The 17,902-nt window shown below is 56.8% G+C and carries 20 protein-coding genes; 12 read left to right on the top strand and 8 right to left on the bottom strand.

Annotation, left to right across the window (positions count from 1 at the left end; genetic code table 11):
- Positions 1-15: 15 nt before the first annotated feature.
- Positions 16-486: a tRNA (uridine(34)/cytosine(34)/5-carboxymethylaminomethyluridine(34)-2'-O)-methyltransferase TrmL gene (gene trmL, locus LNV06_RS08390; protein WP_263537810.1), complete on the bottom strand. Its 471-nt coding sequence runs from the start codon at positions 484-486 to the stop codon at positions 16-18.
- A gap of 52 nt (positions 487-538) precedes the next feature.
- The gene (locus LNV06_RS08385) at positions 539-1,189 is read right to left on the bottom strand and encodes a ComF family protein (RefSeq protein ID WP_263537809.1); all 651 of its coding nucleotides are present in this window, start codon (positions 1,187-1,189) and stop codon (positions 539-541) included.
- A gap of 127 nt (positions 1,190-1,316) precedes the next feature.
- Here LNV06_RS08385 and LNV06_RS08380 point away from each other — a divergent pair, with 127 nt between their 5' ends.
- The 7 genes from LNV06_RS08380 to LNV06_RS08350 all read left to right on the top strand — a co-directional run bounded on the left by LNV06_RS08380 (position 1,317) and on the right by LNV06_RS08350 (position 7,298).
- Positions 1,317-2,246, top strand: coding sequence for a class I SAM-dependent methyltransferase (locus LNV06_RS08380; RefSeq protein WP_263537808.1), 930 nt, complete (start codon positions 1,317-1,319; stop codon positions 2,244-2,246).
- Between the two features lie 253 nt (positions 2,247-2,499).
- A complete protein-coding gene (coxB, locus tag LNV06_RS08375) occupies positions 2,500-3,687 on the top strand; it encodes a cytochrome c oxidase subunit II (RefSeq protein ID WP_263537807.1) in 1,188 nt (395 codons plus the stop codon).
- Positions 3,688-3,745: 58 nt separating this feature from the next.
- Positions 3,746-5,371 (top strand): cytochrome c oxidase subunit I, encoded by a 1,626-nt coding sequence (gene ctaD, locus LNV06_RS08370; RefSeq protein WP_263537806.1) that lies wholly within the window; start codon positions 3,746-3,748, stop codon positions 5,369-5,371.
- 4 nt (positions 5,372-5,375) lie between these two features.
- The gene (locus LNV06_RS08365) at positions 5,376-5,492 is read left to right on the top strand and encodes a cytochrome oxidase small assembly protein (RefSeq protein WP_263537805.1); all 117 of its coding nucleotides are present in this window, start codon (positions 5,376-5,378) and stop codon (positions 5,490-5,492) included.
- 7 nt (positions 5,493-5,499) lie between these two features.
- Entirely contained in the window at positions 5,500-6,117 is a 618-nt protein-coding gene (locus LNV06_RS08360; RefSeq protein WP_263537804.1) for a cytochrome c oxidase assembly protein, read from the top strand.
- Positions 6,117-6,356 carry a DUF2970 domain-containing protein gene (locus tag LNV06_RS08355; protein ID WP_263537803.1) on the top strand — a complete coding sequence of 80 codons (240 nt, stop codon included), beginning with the start codon at positions 6,117-6,119 and terminating at the stop codon, positions 6,354-6,356. Before LNV06_RS08360 ends, LNV06_RS08355 begins: the two co-directional genes overlap by 1 nt.
- Before the next feature lie 57 nt (positions 6,357-6,413).
- On the top strand, positions 6,414-7,298 hold the full coding sequence (locus tag LNV06_RS08350; protein ID WP_263537802.1) for a cytochrome c oxidase subunit 3: 885 nt from the start codon (positions 6,414-6,416) through the stop codon (positions 7,296-7,298).
- Positions 7,299-7,392: 94 nt separating this feature from the next.
- Here LNV06_RS08350 and LNV06_RS08345 read toward each other — a convergent pair whose 3' ends face one another.
- Complete coding sequence (locus LNV06_RS08345) at positions 7,393-7,617, bottom strand: DUF2909 domain-containing protein (RefSeq protein ID WP_263537801.1); 225 nt, start codon at positions 7,615-7,617, stop codon at positions 7,393-7,395.
- A gap of 42 nt (positions 7,618-7,659) precedes the next feature.
- Here LNV06_RS08345 and LNV06_RS08340 point away from each other — a divergent pair, with 42 nt between their 5' ends.
- From LNV06_RS08340 to LNV06_RS08320, 5 genes are read left to right on the top strand one after another with little or no spacing between them, the layout of a single operon-like run.
- Entirely contained in the window at positions 7,660-8,415 is a 756-nt protein-coding gene (locus LNV06_RS08340; protein WP_263537800.1) for an SURF1 family protein, read from the top strand.
- Positions 8,363-9,088, top strand: coding sequence for an SCO family protein (locus LNV06_RS08335; protein WP_263537799.1), 726 nt, complete (start codon positions 8,363-8,365; stop codon positions 9,086-9,088). The genes LNV06_RS08340 and LNV06_RS08335 overlap by 53 nt, the downstream gene beginning before the upstream one ends.
- Positions 9,089-9,093: 5 nt before the next feature.
- The gene (locus LNV06_RS08330; RefSeq protein ID WP_263537798.1) at positions 9,094-10,239 is read left to right on the top strand and encodes a COX15/CtaA family protein; all 1,146 of its coding nucleotides are present in this window, start codon (positions 9,094-9,096) and stop codon (positions 10,237-10,239) included.
- Positions 10,240-10,267: 28 nt separating this feature from the next.
- Complete coding sequence (gene cyoE / locus LNV06_RS08325) at positions 10,268-11,188, top strand: heme o synthase (RefSeq protein WP_263537797.1); 921 nt, start codon at positions 10,268-10,270, stop codon at positions 11,186-11,188.
- Between the two features lie 6 nt (positions 11,189-11,194).
- Complete coding sequence (locus LNV06_RS08320; RefSeq protein WP_263537796.1) at positions 11,195-11,818, top strand: SCO family protein; 624 nt, start codon at positions 11,195-11,197, stop codon at positions 11,816-11,818.
- Between the two features lie 100 nt (positions 11,819-11,918).
- On the opposite strand, the gene rpoH is transcribed toward LNV06_RS08320, so the two are convergent.
- The 5 genes from rpoH to LNV06_RS08295 all read right to left on the bottom strand — a co-directional run bounded on the left by rpoH (position 11,919) and on the right by LNV06_RS08295 (position 17,902).
- Positions 11,919-12,842: an RNA polymerase sigma factor RpoH gene (gene rpoH, locus LNV06_RS08315; protein ID WP_263537795.1), complete on the bottom strand. Its 924-nt coding sequence runs from the start codon at positions 12,840-12,842 to the stop codon at positions 11,919-11,921.
- A 155-nt stretch (positions 12,843-12,997) separates the two neighbouring features.
- The gene (locus LNV06_RS08310) at positions 12,998-13,504 is read right to left on the bottom strand and encodes a chemotaxis protein CheW (protein ID WP_263537794.1); all 507 of its coding nucleotides are present in this window, start codon (positions 13,502-13,504) and stop codon (positions 12,998-13,000) included.
- Between the two features lie 97 nt (positions 13,505-13,601).
- Positions 13,602-14,648, bottom strand: a complete 1,047-nt coding sequence (locus LNV06_RS08305; protein ID WP_263537793.1) for a hypothetical protein — start codon at positions 14,646-14,648, stop codon at positions 13,602-13,604.
- 233 nt (positions 14,649-14,881) lie between these two features.
- Complete coding sequence (locus LNV06_RS08300) at positions 14,882-16,054, bottom strand: MBOAT family O-acyltransferase (RefSeq protein ID WP_263537792.1); 1,173 nt, start codon at positions 16,052-16,054, stop codon at positions 14,882-14,884.
- A gap of 9 nt (positions 16,055-16,063) precedes the next feature.
- On the bottom strand, positions 16,064-17,902 hold the full coding sequence (locus LNV06_RS08295) for an HAD-IIIC family phosphatase (protein ID WP_263537791.1): 1,839 nt from the start codon (positions 17,900-17,902) through the stop codon (positions 16,064-16,066).

Genomic DNA, 17,902 nt, shown 5'->3' with positions numbered 1-17,902 from the left:
GGACTTCATCTTTGACTACACGCCGCCTTGAAAGCCGTTCTGCCGCCAGGCTTCAAACACGGCCACGGCCACGCTATTGCTCAAGTTGAGGCTGCGCTGCCCCTCCAGCATGGGCAGGCGCAAGCGCTGTACGGGGTCGAACTGTTCTCGCACCTCGGGCTGCAAGCCAGCGGTCTCTGAACCAAAGACCAGGAAGTCACCCGGCTGCCAGCTCACTTCCGCAAAGGAATGGCTGCCGCGGGTGGTGAAGGCAAACATGCGTTCCTTCTTGGGCTGCATGGTGGCCAGAAAACTGGACCAGTCTTTGTGCCGGTGAACGGCGGTGTACTCGTGATAGTCCAGCCCGGCGCGTTGCAAGAGGCGGTCTTCCATAGAAAAGCCCAAGGGCTCGATCAGGTGCAGGCTGCAGCCAGTATTGGCGGCCAAGCGGATGACATTGCCGGTATTCGGGGGGATTTCTGGTTGGACCAGAACGATGTGAAACATGGGAGGACTTTGAACTTGGTCGGAGGGGTGAATGCGATGGGTTGGCGGGGCCTCAGCCACTTGCGTTGTCGGGCGTGCGCGCCACCACCCAGGCCTGTACATTGCTGGCGCCTGCTTTTCGAAGCTCGCGCGCGAGCTCGAACAGCGTGGCGCCGCTGGTCATTACATCGTCGAGCAAGACCACATGGCAGGCTCGCAATTCTGCCTTGCGCAAGGGCTCAACCGCAAAAGCCTGTCTGACGTTGGCGGCGCGATCCTTCAGTGGCGTTTGGGCTTGTTGGGCGCTGCAGCGTACGCGCAGCAACAAATGGGGGTCGCATTGCAGCTGGCGCCGGCGAGCAATCGTTCGGGCCAGTTCGTAACTTTGGTTGTAGCCACGTTCCCGCAGTCGCTCCGCACTGAGCGGCACCGGGAGCAGCCAATCGGGCGTCTCGGCGCCTGCGGCGTCCAAAGCCAGCTTGAGCCGCTCCAGCAGGGTTTCACGCAAATCCACGGCTTGATGGAATTTGTAATGCTGGAGCAGCCCGTCCCAGGGAAAGCTGTAGTCCAGCGCAGCGATGGTGCGATCCAGCGGCGGCGGGTTGCGTAAGCAAGCGCCGCATTTGGCTTCGCGGCGGCCGCTCAAGCTGGCGGGCAGCCGAGCGGCGCAAGTCCAGCAGCGCGGCACTGGCCGGGCATAACGCAAGAGACAATCGGTGCACACATGTTGTGAACTCCAGGCCCGGCAAACGGCGCATTGTCCGGGGCAGCGCATCAATACCCGTTCGATCAAATGGGGGCGTTCGGTGGGCAGCGGCCTCAAACTCATCGCTTCAATATACTGCCCAGCCATGTCCTCCCTGAGTTCCCCCCCTAATAGTGAGGCTGCGAAAGCGCCGCGTCCGCAAGCGCTGTCCGCTGCAGCGGTTTTCCACCATCAGCGTCGAATAGCCGCCTTGGGCGAAGTGCCCTGGTTGCATCAGGAGGTGGCAAAGCGCATGGCCGAGCGCCTCTCCATCATCAAGCTGCAACCCAAGCAAGTTTTGCAATGGCAAGGTTTGATTGGCGGCGGCGCCAAGGCTTTGACGGATGCCTATCCTCAGGCCGAGCAATGCAATGTGGAGCTAACGGCAGATTTGCGTGCCCGCAGCCAGGCGCTGAACAAGCGAGCCTGGTGGCAGGCGCTGCGCGGCGATTCCAGCGTGGTCGTCGAGGCGCCAGAAGCTTTGAAGGCGGGTCAGGCTGGCCTTGTCTGGGCCAATATGGGCTTGCATGCCAGCCCCGACCCGGTGCTGACCCTGCGTGCCTGGCATGAAGCCTTGGCCATTGATGGCTTTGTGATGTTCTCTTGCTTGGGGCCGGACAGCTTCAAGGAGTTGCGCGCGATTTATGCCCAGCAAGGCTGGGGGCGTTGCGGGCCGGACTGGTGGGATATGCATGACATCGGCGACTTGATGGTCGAAGCGGGATTTGCCGATCCCGTGATGGACCAAGAGCGTCTGAGCTTGACATGGGCTGACCCTGAATCCCTGCTGAAGGATTTGCGCGCCCTGGGAGGCAATTACGCCCCCGATCGTTTTGGGGCTTGCCGCGGCCGCCTTTGGCGCACACGCTTGTTGGAGTCGCTAGAGACTCTGCGCGATGCCGAGGGGCGCCTGCGTTTGAGTTTGGAGTTGGTCTATGGCCACGCTTTCAAACCGGTGCCGAAGCTGCGGATGAGTGCGGAAACCAGCCTAAGCTTGGAGCAGATGAGGGCAATGGTGCGCCGTTCAAGCAATTGAAGGCGTAATCAAGCAGTAATAAGCGCGCTAAAGCCACAGACGAGCGATGACCATAGGCTAAACTTCGAAATTAGTCGAAATTTGCACCCTGAAGTCTAGGGTCAGGTCTTGACCTAGGGTTTGACCTAGCGCAAACCCGCATGGATTTTCCTGCAAGGTCTGGACAACTTTTTGGCTTCAGGTGGATGTCGCGGCGCCAGTTTGGCAGCAGCCCTGGCTTCCCGGAATTGAATTAGAAACAAGAGTGACGACCATGAAGATGATGAACGCACGAGTGCATCAGGCCGCGCGCCGCTTGGGACAAGTGGCGCTTGCTGCGGGTGCCTCACTGGCCACGCAGTTGGCCTTGGCAGTGAACGATCTGCCGGGTGGGCCGGCGGTCAATCAAATCAATCTGCATCCGCCTGTGACCAAGATCGCAGCCGACCAGATGTGGCTTCACAACTTCATGATGGTCATTTGCGTGCTCATCTTTGTGGCTGTGTTCGGGGTGATGTTCTATTCCATCTTCAAGCACCGCAAGTCCAAGGGCGCGGTGTCGGCGAACTTCCATGAAAGCGTCAAGGTCGAGATCGCATGGACCGTCGTGCCTTTCATCATCGTGATCTTGATGGCCCTGCCGGCCACCAAGGTGGTGGTGGCGATGAAAGACACCACCAATGCCGACCTGACCATCAAGGCTACTGGCTATCAGTGGAAATGGGGTTACGACTACTTGAAGGGTGAGGGCGAGGGCATTGGCTTCTTGGCCACGCTGGACGCCAGGCAGCGCGAAATGTCGGATTCCGGCAAGCCCGAGCAGACCGATGACTACCTGCTGAAGGTGGACAACCCGCTGGTCGTGCCCGTTGGCAAAAAGGTTCGCATCATCACTACCGCCAATGACGTGATCCACGCTTGGATGGTGCCGGCTTTCGGCGTTAAGCAAGACGCGATTCCTGGCTTTGTGCGCGACACCTGGTTCAAGGCCGAGAAGACCGGCGACTTCTATGGCCAGTGCGCCGAGTTGTGCGGCAAAGAGCATGCCTATATGCCCATCCATGTGAAGGTGGTTTCGGCCGCTGAATACACCGCTTGGGTGGACGGCAAGAAGAAGGAAATGGCGGCCAAGGCCGATGATCCAAGCAAGGTCTGGGAACTGCCGGCTCTGTTGGCTCGCGGCGAAAAGGTTTACAACGCCAACTGCGCCGCCTGCCACAAGGCTGACGGCAAGGGCGCTGGCCCGATCAAGGCTTTGGATGGTTCGCCCGTGGTTCTGGATGAAGACAAACTGAAGCAAGTGGCTGTGTTGCTGAATGGCCAGAACAATGGCGCGATGCCTTCCTGGAAGCAGTTGAGCGACACCGAAATCGCGGCCGTCATCAGCTACACCAAGAACAGCTGGTCCAACAAGACCGGACAAGTGGTGCAGCCGGCCGAAGTTGTGGCCGCGCGCAAGTAAGCGGTAGAACGTCAAAAAGCATCAGACAAGCGTCGAAAACGTCCAAAGAGGAATCAACATGAGTGCAGTGCTTGACCATCACGGTCACGACGTTCATGACCACCACGATGACCACCACGCCCCCACGGGCTGGCGTCGTTGGGTGTTCGCCACCAACCACAAAGACATCGGTACCTTGTACCTGCTGTTTGCCTTCACGATGCTGATGATCGGCGGCGTGCTGGCCCTGTGCATCCGCGCTGAGCTGTTCCAGCCCGGCTTGCAGTTCTTCAACCCCGAGTTGTTCAATCAGTTCACGACCATGCACGGTCTGATCATGGTGTTCGGCGCCATCATGCCGGCCTTCGTGGGTTTCGCGAACTGGATGATCCCGCTGCAGATTGGCGCTGGCGACATGGCCTTCGCTCGCATGAATAACTTCAGCTTCTGGCTGATGATTCCTGCCGCGCTGATGCTGGTGGCGTCCTTCTTCATGCCTGGCGGTGCTCCTGCTGCCGGCTGGACGCTGTACGCGCCGCTGACGCTGCAGATGGGTCCGTCGATGGATGCCGGCATCTTCGCGATGCACATCCTGGGCGCTTCGTCCATCATGGGTTCGATCAACATCATCGTCACCATCCTGAACATGCGCGCTCCTGGCATGACGCTGATGAAGATGCCGATGTTCTGCTGGACCTGGTTGATCACTGCCTATCTGCTGATCGCCGTGATGCCCGTGCTGGCCGGTGCCATCACCATGACCTTGACTGACCGCCACTTCGGCACCAGCTTCTTCAGCCCCGCTGGCGGTGGTGACCCGGTGATGTACCAACACATCTTCTGGTTCTTCGGCCATCCCGAGGTCTACATCATGATCTTGCCGGCTTTCGGTATCGTCAGCCAGATCGTGCCGGCTTTTGCTCGTAAGCGCTTGTTCGGTTACGCCTCGATGGTTTACGCGACCGCTTCGATCGCCATCCTGTCCTTCATCGTGTGGGCTCACCACATGTTCGCCACCGGTATGCCGGTGACCGGCCAACTGTTCTTTATGTACGCCACCATGCTGATCGCCGTGCCAACGGGCGTGAAGATCTTCAACTGGTTGGCCACGATGTGGCGCGGTTCCATGACCTTTGAAGTGCCGATGCTGTGGGCCGTGGGCTTCATCTTCGTGTTCACCATGGGTGGCTTCACTGGCTTGATCTGTGCGATGGCGCCGGTCGACATTCAAATCCAAGACACCTACTACGTGGTCGCTCACTTCCACTATGTGCTGGTGGCCGGCTCCTTGTATGCCTTGTTCGCCGGCGTTTACTACTGGGGCCCGAAGTGGACCGGTGTGATGTTCAGCGAAACCCGCGGCAAGATCCACTTCTGGGGCTCGCTGATCAGCTTCAACGTGACCTTCTTCCCGATGCACTTCCTGGGTCTGGCTGGTATGCCGCGTCGCTACGCCGACTACCCGATGCAGTTCGCTGATTTCAATGCGATCGCTTCGGTGGGCGCCTTCTGGTTCGGTTTGATGCAGGTCTACTTCTTCCTGTTCGTGGTCATCCCGATGATGCGCGGCAAGGGCGAAAAGGCCCCGCAAAAGCCGTGGGAAGCTGCTGAAGGTCTGGAGTGGGAAGTGCCGTCGCCGGCTCCCTTCCACACCTTCGACACACCGCCCAAGCTGGACGTGACCGCGACCAAGGTGATTGGCTAAAACCATGAGCCAAAGCCCTGAACAGCGCAAGAACAACAAGCGCCTCGCCCTCATCCTGGTGAGTGTGGCGCTGGTGTTTGGCATCGGCTTCGTCACCAAGATTGCCGTTCTCGGCTTCTGAGGTGGGTATGAGCGCCACCACTTGGTCTTTTGCTTCGGCCTTGCGCAGGGACAACCTGCGCCTGGTGGGTAAGCTTGTGGTCGTGGTGGCCATGATGTTCGGCTTTGGCTACGCCCTGGTTCCGCTTTACAACGCTATTTGTTCGGCTTTGGGCATCAATGTCTTGTCCTTGTCCGAGCGGCAGCATGCAGTACGTGCCGAAGACGTCAAGAACACGCAGATTGACTACAGCCGCAGCATCTCGATCGAGTTCGACGCCAATTCGCGTGGACCTTGGGAGTTTGCTCCGGCCGTCAAACATCTGACGGTTCACCCAGGCGAGTTGACCACGGTGATGTACGAGTTTCGTAACGTGCAAAACCGTGTGATGTCGGCGCAGGCCATACCTAGCTATGCGCCCAAGCAGGCGACAGCCCATTTCAACAAGCTTGAGTGCTTCTGCTTCAATGAATACACCCTGCAGCCCGGCGAGGTGAAGAACTGGCCAGTGGTTTTTGTCATTGACCCCAAATTGCCGAAGGATGTGAAGACCATCACTTTGTCCTACACCTTCTTCGAAGTGGCTGGCAAAGGCAATAAGCAAGCGGCTGTGCAAGCGCCTGCTTTAGTGGGCAGGGCCTTGTGATGAAGGCCGGTGATGATTTGAAGCAAGCGGTGGCGAGGCCGCCTTCGTTCTTGCAGACCATGCGAGCCGTAGCTTGGTCTTTTTTCGGCGTGCGTCGTGGCGCCGATTATGAGAAAGATGTCGCTCAGTTGAATCCGGTGCATGTGATCATTGCCGGCGTCATCGGAGCTGTTTTGTTTGTGTTGGCCTTGCTGTTGTTGGTCCAGTGGGTGATCGGCAGCGGCGTCGCCGGAAGCTAGTTTTTTCGAGTTTTAGCCAAGCGTTATCTGAACTGAATTAGTTCGAGGAGAAGAGACATGTCGGCAGCGACTACAACGGGCAAAGCCCCTTATTACTTCATCCCAGGCCCATCGGCTTACCCTGTGCTGGGTTCGATCGGCCTGTTCTTTGTGATCCTTGGTGCAGGCCAATGGATCAACGGCCACCAGTGGGGCGCCTACTCCTTGGCGGCCGGTTTGGTTTGGTTCCTGTTGGTGCTGAAGAACTGGTTTGGTGCTGCCATTGGCGAGAGCGAAAGCGGCCAGTACAGCGACCGGATCGACATGTCCTTCCGCTGGAGCATGGGTTGGTTCATCTTCTCGGAAGTGATGTTCTTCGCCGCCTTCTTCGGAGCGCTGTACTGGGCCCGTGTGCATTCGGTGCCAAATCTGGGCAGCTTGGAAAACAATCTGCTCTGGCCCGACTTCAAGGCCCTGTGGCCCAGCGTTGCTGCCGGCATGACCGCGTCGCCCGCCGGTACGGTGGAAGCCTTCAGCACCATGGGTCCTTGGCCGCTGCCGACCATCAACACCGCGCTGCTGTTGACTTCGGGTGTGACCCTGACGATTGCTCACCACGCATTGATCGCTGGCAACCGCGGCAAGACCATTGGCTTCATGTGGCTGACGGTTTTGCTCGGCATCGTCTTCTTGATCTTGCAAGGCTATGAATACGCTCACGCCTACAACGAACTCAATCTGAAGCTGAGCTCGGGCATCTATGGCTCGACCTTCTTCATGTTGACCGGCTTCCACGGCTTCCACGTGTTCGTCGGCATGTTGATGCTGCTCTTCATTACCCTGCGCTTGCAGAAGGGCCACTTCACCAAAGATCGTCACTTCGGCTTCGAAGGCGCCGCTTGGTACTGGCACTTTGTGGACGTGGTCTGGTTGGGCCTCTACGTCATCGTCTACTGGATGTAAGCGGGTCCAGCGGCCTTTGTGCCGCTTGCGATCGCCTCAGCGCCGCTCTCAGCGGCGCTTTTTCGTTCGCAGTAACTATTGAAGCTTGGTGGACTCAGGAGCGCAGCGGCAAGCCGGTTGGTTGAATCCAGCCCATCCAATAGCTGAGCAGAATGAACAGGAACAAGGCCACCGAGACGCCAACACGAATCGCCAAGGCACGCGCCATATTGGGCCCGCGTTTGCTATGGGTGCCGGAGCCGTTTTTCAGCATGAACAAGCCGGCCGCAGCCAAGGCCATCAGAATGCCGATGAAGGCAAGCACGAGGATGATTTTCATGGTTGAGAATTATGCGCTTTGGTGCAAGCTGAGGAGCGGCTTGTGACAGCCCGTCAACGTGCTATCTTGGTGTTCCTCGCCACCTTGGCCTCTGTCGTGCTGACCCTCAGGCTTGGGTTTTGGCAGCTTGACCGGGCCCAGCAAAAGCTGGATTTGCAGGCGGGGATCGACGCGAATGCCAAACTGCCGCCGCTGACATCCGCCGCTCTACTGCCCCATGCCGGAGCCGCTCAATCTCAGCTGCATCGCCATGTCAGCCTGCGGGGCCGATGGCTGCAAGACAAAACCATCTATCTCGACAACCGGCCCATGGCTGGCCGATTTGGCTTTCTGCTGGTGACGCCCTTGCTGTTGGAGGGACGCACGGAGGCGATTCTGGTGCAGCGCGGTTGGGTTCCCCGCGACGCGGCGGATCGCAGCCGCTTGCCACTTCTGCCGCCCCTTCCAACGGGAGCGGTGGAGGTGTTGGGGCGTTTGACAGCCACGCCTTCTAAGGTCTATCAGTTGGCCGGGGATGAAAAAGGTGTCATCCGGCAAAATCTCGACGCGCGCGCATACGGTGAAGAAATTGCCCAGCCCTTATTGCCCTTGACGGTGCTGCAGTTGGATTCTGGTGGCGATGCTTCAACGGCGCTTGCGGCCGACGGTTTGTTGCGCGACTGGCCGTCGCCCGATCTCGGTTTGCACAAGCATTATGGTTACGCATTTCAATGGTTTGCGCTGTCTGCGCTGCTGATAGGTCTTTATGTCTGGTTCCAAACAATCCGCCCCCGACTCCGTGCCCGGCGTCAACAATGAAGCCTCAGCGCTCCAAGACCCCATGGCCATGACGGTGCACAGCCTGCCAGATCCACAAGCCGCCGAACGTGCGCAACGCACCCGCGGTGGTCGCATGCGCATGCTGCTGGTGATGGCGGCCTGCGCTGCGCCGGTGATTGCCTCCTATTTCACTTTTTATGTGATCCAACCGCGCGGCCAAGCCTACGGTGATTTGATCCTGCCGACGATCGACCTGCCGCCGCAATTGAGTCTGCGCACGCTGGACGGTCGGCCCGTTACTGCCGAATCCTTGAAAGGCCAGTGGCTGCTGACTTTGGTTCAAGACAGCACCTGCGACACCGCTTGCGAGAAGCAGTTGTTCATGCAACGTCAGCTGCGCGAAATGTTGGGCAAGGAGCGCGACAAGGTCGACAAGCTTTGGCTGGTACCCGATGAGCAAGCGCTGCGGCCCGAGTTGCTGCAAGCCGTCACGCAAGGCGTACCGGTGACCGTGTTGCGCGCGCCGCGCGCCGAGCTGGAGGCCTGGCTCAAGCCGGCCGAGGGCGCCTCTTTGCGCGACCATCTGTACGTCATTGATCCGATGGGTCGATGGATGCTTCGTTCGCCGGTGCAGGCCGATCCGTCCAAGATCAAGAACGACCTGAACCGCCTTTTGAAGGCCAATGCAGGCTGGGACAAGGCAGGCCGGTGAACCCGATGACGGCAGCTGCATTTGACTTAGGCCCGCTGTGGCAATTGATGGGGCTCGGAGCACTCTTGGCGGCCGGTCCTTTGCTGTGGCTGCGCCGGAGAAATGCGCAGGCCACGCCGCAGGCGCGGCTGCGCGCCTTGACCTTGTTGACGCTGTTTTTGACTTTTGATTTGGTGCTGTTCGGCGCCTTCACCCGCTTGACCGATTCGGGCCTGGGTTGCCCGGATTGGCCCGGCTGCTATGGAAGTGCCAGCCCGATTGGCGCGAAAGCCGAGATCCACGCGGCGCAATCCGCCATGCCAACCGGTCCTGTGACGCATGGCAAGGCTTGGGTGGAGATGGTCCATCGCTACTTGGCCAGCGGCGTCGGCGTGTTGATTCTGGTCTTATGCGTGCGGAGCTGGCGGCTCACCAAAGTGGCGAGCCTTGCCGGCGAAGCCAGAGTCTCGCCTTGGTGGGCCACGCTGACCCTGGTCTGGGTGTGCATGCAGGGCGCTTTCGGCGCGCTCACGGTCACCATGAAGCTGTTCCCGGCGATCGTCACCTTGCATTTGTTGGGCGGTATGGGACTGTTGATGCTCTTGGCTTGGCAGGCGCGGGCTTATCAGCCTCGACCTTTGCCCAGCTCTCGCGGTCTGTACTTTGGGGCCGTGTTGCTCTTGCTGCTGAGTGTTCTGCAGGTGAGCCTGGGCGGTTGGGTCAGCACCAATTACGCGGTGCTGGCCTGTTCAGAATTCCCCACCTGCCACGACGGGCAATGGTGGCCGGCCATGAATTTCGAGCAAGGCTTCACCGTCTGGCGCCAACTCGGTGTCGGGGCTGACGGCGGCTGGCTCCCCTTTGATGCTTTGACGGCCATTCAAATGGCGCATCGACTCGGCGCCTTGCTGGTTTTCAGTGCCTTGCTTGTGTATGCCTGGCGACTTTGGCAGAGCGGGCAGGCCGAATTGCGTCAATGGAGCCGTCGACTGCTGCTGGTCGCGGCTTGGCAGTTTTTGAGCGGCATGTCCAATGTCGTGTTGGACTGGCCTATCGTGGCGGCCTTGGCCCATACCGGCGGCGCAGCGATGCTCTTGCTGCTGCTGACCTCTTTGTTGGCAGGTTTGCAGCAGGGCAGAAGAAGCTCCTCCGCTGCGCTTGTTTCCTCCTGACTCAGTTTTACCGATACCCTTCGCCCTTATGGCTTCCACTTCTACCGTCGCTGCCGCCGCAGGCTCTAGCTCGCGCTGGCAACAGTACTACCAACTGACCAAGCCGCGCGTGGTCCAGTTGATTGTGTTTTGCGCCATCATCGGCATGGCCTTGGCCATCCCGGGCCTGCCGAACGCCGAGCAATGGGTCAAGGTCTTGGCGGCGACCGCCGGCATTTGGTTGGTGGCCGGCGCTGCTGCTGCCTTCAACTGCTTGATCGAGCAGCAAATTGACGCCAAGATGAAGCGCACCGCCTGGCGCGCCACCGCCAAGGGCCAACTGAGTCGAGCGCAGACCTTGAGCTTTTCAGCTGTCCTGGGCGGCGTCGGCTTGGGCTTGCTTTGGTTCTGGGTCAATCCGCTGACCATGTGGCTGACCTTTGCCACCTTCATTGGCTACGCCGTCATCTACACGGTGATCCTGAAGCCGATGACGCCGCAAAACATCGTCATCGGCGGCGCCTCCGGCGCCATGCCGCCGGTGCTGGGCTGGGCCGCGTTGCGCGGTGAAGTCGGCCCTGAAGCCTTGTTGATGTGCCTGATCATCTTCCTCTGGACGCCGCCACATTTTTGGGCCTTGGCGCTGTACCGCACCGAGGACTATCGCAAAGCTGGCCTGCCCATGTTGCCGGTCACGCATGGTTCCGAGTTCACCCGCTTGCAGGTCTTTTTGTACACATGGATCTTGCTCGCCGCGACGCTCTTGCCCTTTTTGACCGGCATGAGTGGTTGGATCTATCTGGTCAGCGCCGTGCTCTTGGGTTTGGGCTTTTGTGGCTATGCCTGGAAGCTGTGGCGCAACTATTCCGATGAGTTGGCGCGCGCGACCTTCAAGTTTTCTATCCTGCACCTGTCGCTGCTGTTTGCCGCGCTTTTGCTGGATCACTATCTGCAGCCCTTGATAGCTTGAAACCTTATGCGTCTGACTGTGCGATTTCTCTTGCGAATGACGCTGGTAGCCGGCCTGGCCGCAGGTCTCGCTGCGTGTGACCAACTCGGTTCAGGTTCGGCGTCAAAGCCTGCGTTCCAGGGCGTGGACCTGACCGGCGCGGAGTACGCCCGCAGCCTCAATCTGAGCGACCAAGATGGACGCAGCCGCAGCCTGGGTGAGTTCAAGGGCAAAGTGGTGGTGGTCTTTTTTGGCTATACCCAATGCCCTGATGTTTGCCCGACGACGCTGGCGGAGTTGGCCGAGGTCAAGCGCTCCTTGGGGGCCGACGGTGATCGGGTGCAAGGGGTTTTCGTCACTGTCGATCCCGAGCGAGACAGCGCAGCCTTGTTGAAGTCTTATGTGGCCAGCTTTGACTCTGGCTTTGTGGCACTGCGGGGCAGTGAAGAACAGACCAAGGCCGCTGCCAAGGAGTTCAAGGTCTATTACGCCAAGGTGCCGGGCAAGACGCCTGAGAGCTACACCATGGACCACACCGCAGCTAGCTTCATCTTTGATGCTCAGGGGCGAGTGCGGGTGTTTTCTCGTTACGGCTCGGGTGCCAGCGCCCTAGCCAATGACATCAAGCTGCTCTTGGCCGAAAAGAGCTGAAGACTGTCCTAAGTTCGACGGCCACAAAAAGAAAGCCCCAGGCTGCGAAGCCAGGGGCTTTTTTCTTGCATCAGCCGGGCAGGCTGGCTTGTTCAGCGACTCAGGCCGGTGTCAAAGCTTTCCGCATCTTCTTCATTGCGGCGACCTCGATCTGGCGAATCCGCTCGGCGCTGACGCCGTATTCGGCCGCCAACTCATGCAGGGTCATGCCACCGCTGGAGTCGTCATTGACCTTCAGCCAGCGTTCTTCCACGATGCGGCGGCTGCGTTCATCCAAGGCTTCCAGCGCACGGGAGATGCCATCGCCGGCCAAGGCGTCGCGGGCCTGAGCTTCCAGCACACGGGTGGGTTCCTGTGTTTCATCCGCCAGGTAGGCAATCGGGGAGAAGGATTCGCCTTCGTCGTCGGTTTGCGGCTCCAGGGCCACATCGCCGCCCGACATGCGGGTTTCCATCTCCAGCACTTCCTCGCGCTTGACGTTGAGCTCCTTGGCCACATGCTCCAGCTGAGCTTCGCTCAGGCTGTTACGGTGGCTCATATCGTCGCTCATGTCTTCCTTCATGCTGTGCTTCATCGAGCGCAGATTGAAGAACAGCTTGCGCTGAGCCTTGGTGGTCGCCACCTTGACCATGCGCCAGTTGCGCAACACGTATTCGTGAATTTCAGCCTTGATCCAGTGCATGGCGTAGCTGACCAAGCGAACGCCTTGATCGGGGTCGTATCGCTTGACGGCCTTCATCAGGCCCACATTGCCCTCTTGGATCAAATCACCCTGAGGCAGGCCGTAACCCATGTACTGACGCGAGATCGACACGACCAGGCGCAGGTGCGACAGCACCAGCTTTCCGGCGGCCTCCACATCCCCATGATCCCGCAGCTTGCGAGCGGCAGCGCTTTCCTCTTCAGGGCTCAGCAAGGGCAGGCGGTTGATGGCGGAGATGTAGGCATCCAGATTGCCGAGCGAGGGCACCAGCGACCAGGGGTCACGTACCGTCAAAGCAGCAGGGGTGGACATCGTCATCATCTTCCTTCTCAAAGCAAACCTTCTCGGTTCGACGGAGTCAATATTAGCACTCGTGGGGAATGAGTGCCAATGGTCAGGGGTAATTCTGGAGAGAGCTGAAATCAAAGCCCTCTGACGAGGGTGATCACTAACTTGTGGGTCAGTCGGCCCAGAAATTAATCCATCAGGCCGAAGTCAGGGCTGGCCACCATGGCTTCGATGTCCAGCAAGATCAGCATGCGCTCGCCGATTTTCCCCAGCCCGGTAATGAAGCGAGCATCCAAGGCCGCCGCCACTTCGGGCCGGGGCTTGATCTGCTCGGTGCTCAGTTCCAGCACGTCGGAGACGGCGTCCACCACCACGCCTACCACACGCTGGCAGACGTTCAAGACGATCACCACGGTGAAGGCGTTGTACTCACCCGACTGACCCAGGCGCAGGCGCAGGTCGACGATGGGCACGATCACGCCGCGCAGATTCACCACACCTTTGACAAAGGCCGGAGCATTGGCCACGCGGGTCGGCACCTCATAGGAGCGGATTTCTTGCACGCGCAAGATGTCCAGACCGTATTCCTCTCCGCCGACGTGGAAGGTCAAGAATTGCTTCACATCGGGGCGCGCCTGATCTGAAGCCAGCGCGACACGTGTTGCTTGGGCGGAAACCAGTTCGTTGGAGTTCATGATGGGATTCAGGGTGAACGGGGGGGCAGTTGAATTGAAGCCAATTCTGCAGTTTTCGACCGTTGCTTGGCTTCTGATCAGAGGGTTGCTAGTTCGCCTAATTTGCCTTTGGCTCCGGCAAGGACTGACGTGATGAACCCGAAAGCACATTCTCTGGCAGAAGGTGTTCAAACCGAGATGCAATCAGCAAACTGAAAGAATGCCGTCCGCGTGTGTTCAGATGAGCGTGGTCTCTGAAATATGAATCCGGGAGAGCTTCTCTAAAGTCCAATACTTGAATTTTTGGTTGCACTTTATCTGCGATTGACCTTAGGGTATTACCGCTCGACGAAGGCACTTTTCTTCGAAATTCAGCAGATTCCGGCATCAAGATCAGCACCACCTTTGGGCAGATCGTAGTCAAAGTTTGAAGCATGTCTGTCAGTACAATTGCTTCAGGATTACTTGACGACAAATTCCGGGCGTCAAACCAACCTGCGGCTTGCCATTCGCGCAGTTGTGTCAAAAGAAACGCAGGTTCTGCCTTGTCTTCACTGTATATTGGCCTTACTGCCCAAGGGTCTCGCATAGCACTTGGACCACCTTGAATGCTAGAGGTTAGGTAAAATTGGTTCAAATCTGCTCGAATTGCCTGCAGGCTATTTTGAATAATTCCGTGAACGGCAATCCGATGGGTAAGGATCCAAGATCGTTGCCTTAACCATTTTTTCGATTCATGGAGTTCCCATTTGATAGAGTCAAGTAGGCTTTGCTGATCAAACGGGGCAGCGGGCATTAACCTAAGGCTTGCAGCTGCAAGCCAACTAGGATGGACACCCAAAATCACCAGATCGGGTCTTAACGAGCCTTTAATCAATGGCTCAGCATACGCGCGCATCTCGCTGAAGCTACCGCCAGACGAGGCTAGGTTCAGTAGGTGAACCCGGCCATCAAAATGCTGACTGATAGCGACGGGATCGAGCCCCTCCCTTACGGTGGATAAGCCAAGTGCGACTACCACGGCAGGTTGTTCGTTGGCGAGCCGATTATTCTGAAACTCTGCCGCAGCTTCGGTTCGTAACTGGATGGACCTGAGGCTGCGCGGGTCGACTCTGCTGTCGGGAACTCCCGATGATAGCCAGGGTGTCAGGATGATACTGATCAAGACATCCAGAACGAACAAGCACAGCAACAATTTACACGTAACCCAAGCGATCGAGCATAACTTGGGGCACACCAGCGCAGATTTTGGGAGCATTAGAGGGCAATCAAAAGCCTTGATAATAGAATGGTATGCCGGAGCGGGCGAGCCAAAATACCAAAATAACTCTGATGGCAATCCAAAGTATGCGACGGGTGTTTGGCAGGGGTAATGTGTTTTTCATGGGTTGAATCGGTTCATCCCAAGAAGTCAAATCCTGGGTAGGCAAGAAATGTCAGCGACAAGGCCACAAACTGAAAAGTCATGATCTGAGCCATCCGGCGAACTAGCGGGCGATTACTGAAATTGGAGGCGCCCCGTTTACCTAGTCGCCCGACCAGCCAGTCTCGATAATAGTTGCAAATTACCAAAGCAGTCGCGTGGCCGGCGCCCCACAGAAAAAACCGCCAAGTGACTCCGTGCCATAGTCCGCAAAGTAAGAAGGCGGATAAAAAAGCGGCAGACGAAACCAATCGAGGATATTGACCATCCGTCCAGCGCATGCCAGCCAACTGGATCGGAATAAAAATATTTCGACGGATCAGTTGTGATAGTGATATATGCCATCGCTCCCAGAATTCAATGATGTTTCGTGAGCTGAGGGGTTTATTGAAGTTCTCCGGCGTTTTGACTCCAAGGAGTCGGCCTAGACCTATGGCTATGTCACTATAGGCGCTAAAATCTAAGTATATAAATAAATAGTAAAGTTGTATTTCTATAAATAGATAGATGCCGTCTGATTTAAATCCAGTTAAGAATAGTGATTCAATTATTCCGTTTGCAAGAACAAATTTTTTGAAAAGACCTGACGCGATTCGCTCAAACGCATCTATCACCCCGTCCTGATCAAGTGTCGGGCTGGACGAGAGGTTTTTTTTGAAATCGGCTAATCCCATTACAGGGCCGGCTGCTAACATGTGGAAGGGGATTAGATAATTGATGGTGTTGAAAATGGTAAGGCTTTGAGTTTGCTTGTTTGTGGATCCTCGTATATATTCCAAGCATCGTAAGAATATATAGGAAAACCCAATGGCAGCAAGAATGAATTTTGCATCTTCTAGCAGCTTTGGTGGGTGTTGCATTTTGTGAGCCAAAAAAGCGACGAACAATAGGGAAGAGGATATTACTGCAACTGACCATCGAAGCTGCTCATGGATGAGCTTCCCATTTATGTGTAGAACCAATAACACTATGCCCAAGACTGCTGAAGCGGGAAAGCCGATTAAGAAAATAAGAAAGCTTAAGTTTAGGCCGGCCCACAATGCATGGAACTTGCCTGGCGATGCGGCGAAAGACAAGCAAATAATTGCGGCTGCAGAAAACAACCAGTATGTTGGGCCTGCAAACTCGTTGATGGGACTCGAAAGCATCGGCTAGCCTTAGATGGAGACATACGTCTTCAAGTTCGGGGTATCCTCAAGTCGAAGTTCAAACCACTTGGATCCCAAATGATCATTCGCCGTCAATTTGAAGCCCAACTCTAAGTAGATCGTCGCGACGAGTTGATTTTTCTGGGTTGGACAATACTGTCCTATGATGCGCTGGTAACCTAGGTGTCTTGCGCGCTGAATCAAGGTCTGCATCATGCTTTGTTCAACAGTGCGTCCGATCACGCGACAACTCAGCAAAAAACTGTCAATGAAGAGGGTTGGGTGCACAGACTTTGGCATCGGTTTTGCTATAAGTATGCCCACCAAACCATGGTCTGAAAAACGATCCTGTAAGCGCAAGCTGAAACACACTGAAGATTCGTTAGTGACTAAATCTCTAACCTGCTCGATCGAGTAGCGCTTGGTGGTTAGGTTGAATTGATTCGTTTTGCCGAGTAGTTGTACCACTCGTAGCAAATCTGCATCATTAATGGCGTGAAGTTGCGCTTTCATTTCTAATAAATCTAGATAGTTCCCTAGACCGTCAGCATTGGAACGAGCAAGGCGCGATTGCTCTTTGGCTTGGTACATTTCGTTTCGGCGGGAGTCCTCATCTGTCAGCATGCATGCTTCAAACCATAGGCTAGCTTCTAAGACGTTCACGTATTCAGCGGGATCTTCTGGGGTGGCAATCACCTGAACACAAGGTAGCGCTCGGCGAATCTGCTCCCGTTCGAAGGGATTGTCATCAAAGAATACAAAGCTATCCAGACTCAGGTCTAGCACTTTGGCTATCTGCTTTAGACCTTCAGACTTTGGTTCCCAATTGGCGACGAAACATGCAATGTCTGTCAATCGAAGAATCATGTCCGGATTTGCTAAAAAGGGCTCCCTGGCGTCCGCATCATTGTTCTTCGAGCAAACAGCAAGCAGTACACCCCGTTTGGATAAGGCTAGTAGATGGCGTTGGAATGCCCTATATGCCTCGCCTTGTGGTGTTTCTCTAATCTCAATGCCAAGAGCGCCAACCTCGCCCACGACCCCTCCCCATAGCGTATTGTCTAAATCCAGAACTAGCACTTTGGCTGGACCTTGGCGGGTTGAGCGAAGGCCGGCGACGATATGTCGGGCTAAGGAAGCTAAGCCTGATTCAGAGAATGGCTGCCGGGCCCAATGTAATCCGCGCATATCGTAAAAGCGGTCCCGGCCAAGCATTCCGGAAATATCCTCGAGGGATACGAAGTAACTTCCTACTGGCGTGCTTTCCCTTAGTCGGTTGTTCGTTCGACGGATGCGCTCAATGTCACCACCAGTCCGAGTTGATAAATGGAACCCCAGGGGACCTGGGGTTTGCCAGTCGTAGCCCACTTGTATGAGGTGTTTGACACCTTTTGCGAGCGCTTGGCCCCAGACTTCTCGCCAATAGTCAAGCTCTGCTTGAATGCTGTCAGGCGTGTCGGATAGGGCATCCATCAAAAGACGGTGGTGCCAAGGCAGAAGAATCAGAGCGTCGGGGGGCGCCATTGGGTCAATGGCTGTGACGGCTTGCAGCACATTGTCATATGGGCCATCGCTTACCAAAATGTGCATCCCAGCTTCCATTGCACATGCGCTGATAGCTGGTGATAGCCAAGTGGTGGTGCACTGCCCAAGTATGAGTACAGAGAATGAAAAACGCGCTTGAGGCAAGGCTGCTGCCAATCGCATGCTCAGCTTTCCTGCGGCAAGAAGTTCCGTGCTGCTATGAATTTCTTGGCGGATGGCCTGCTGCAGAAGGTCCCAGGCTTCTTGGATTTTATCAACTCTTTCCAGTTGACGCGCTGCGGTGATGGCGCTCTTCAGTCCCAT

Origin of the sequence: Paucibacter sp. Y2R2-4, from assembly GCF_025717535.1 — a bacterium.
Classification (GTDB): Bacteria; Pseudomonadota; Gammaproteobacteria; order Burkholderiales; family Burkholderiaceae_C; genus Paucibacter_A.
Note: the sequence above shows the minus strand (reverse complement) of the source record. Positions and strands in the feature narration are given on the sequence as shown.

What these genes read in the sequence shown, in the direction of transcription:
- trmL (WP_263537810.1), bottom strand. Translation starts at nt 486, where the DNA reads ATGTTTCACATCGTTCTGGTCCAACCAGAAATCCCCCCGAATACCGGC.
- coxB (WP_263537807.1), top strand. Translation starts at nt 2,500, where the DNA reads ATGAAGATGATGAACGCACGAGTGCATCAGGCCGCGCGCCGCTTGGGA.
- LNV06_RS08345 (WP_263537801.1), bottom strand. Translation starts at nt 7,617, where the DNA reads ATGAAAATCATCCTCGTGCTTGCCTTCATCGGCATTCTGATGGCCTTG.
- LNV06_RS08380 (WP_263537808.1), top strand. Translation starts at nt 1,317, where the DNA reads ATGTCCTCCCTGAGTTCCCCCCCTAATAGTGAGGCTGCGAAAGCGCCG.
- LNV06_RS08310 (WP_263537794.1), bottom strand. Translation starts at nt 13,504, where the DNA reads ATGAACTCCAACGAACTGGTTTCCGCCCAAGCAACACGTGTCGCGCTG.
- LNV06_RS08355 (WP_263537803.1), top strand. Translation starts at nt 6,117, where the DNA reads ATGAAGGCCGGTGATGATTTGAAGCAAGCGGTGGCGAGGCCGCCTTCG.
- ctaD (WP_263537806.1), top strand. Translation starts at nt 3,746, where the DNA reads ATGAGTGCAGTGCTTGACCATCACGGTCACGACGTTCATGACCACCAC.
- cyoE (WP_263537797.1), top strand. Translation starts at nt 10,268, where the DNA reads ATGGCTTCCACTTCTACCGTCGCTGCCGCCGCAGGCTCTAGCTCGCGC.
- LNV06_RS08365 (WP_263537805.1), top strand. Translation starts at nt 5,376, where the DNA reads ATGAGCCAAAGCCCTGAACAGCGCAAGAACAACAAGCGCCTCGCCCTC.
- LNV06_RS08330 (WP_263537798.1), top strand. Translation starts at nt 9,094, where the DNA reads ATGACGGCAGCTGCATTTGACTTAGGCCCGCTGTGGCAATTGATGGGG.
- LNV06_RS08320 (WP_263537796.1), top strand. Translation starts at nt 11,195, where the DNA reads ATGCGTCTGACTGTGCGATTTCTCTTGCGAATGACGCTGGTAGCCGGC.
- LNV06_RS08350 (WP_263537802.1), top strand. Translation starts at nt 6,414, where the DNA reads ATGTCGGCAGCGACTACAACGGGCAAAGCCCCTTATTACTTCATCCCA.
- LNV06_RS08335 (WP_263537799.1), top strand. Translation starts at nt 8,363, where the DNA reads ATGTCTGGTTCCAAACAATCCGCCCCCGACTCCGTGCCCGGCGTCAAC.
- LNV06_RS08300 (WP_263537792.1), bottom strand. Translation starts at nt 16,054, where the DNA reads ATGCTTTCGAGTCCCATCAACGAGTTTGCAGGCCCAACATACTGGTTG.
- LNV06_RS08295 (WP_263537791.1), bottom strand. Translation starts at nt 17,902, where the DNA reads ATGGGACTGAAGAGCGCCATCACCGCAGCGCGTCAACTGGAAAGAGTT.
- rpoH (WP_263537795.1), bottom strand. Translation starts at nt 12,842, where the DNA reads ATGATGACGATGTCCACCCCTGCTGCTTTGACGGTACGTGACCCCTGG.
- LNV06_RS08360 (WP_263537804.1), top strand. Translation starts at nt 5,500, where the DNA reads ATGAGCGCCACCACTTGGTCTTTTGCTTCGGCCTTGCGCAGGGACAAC.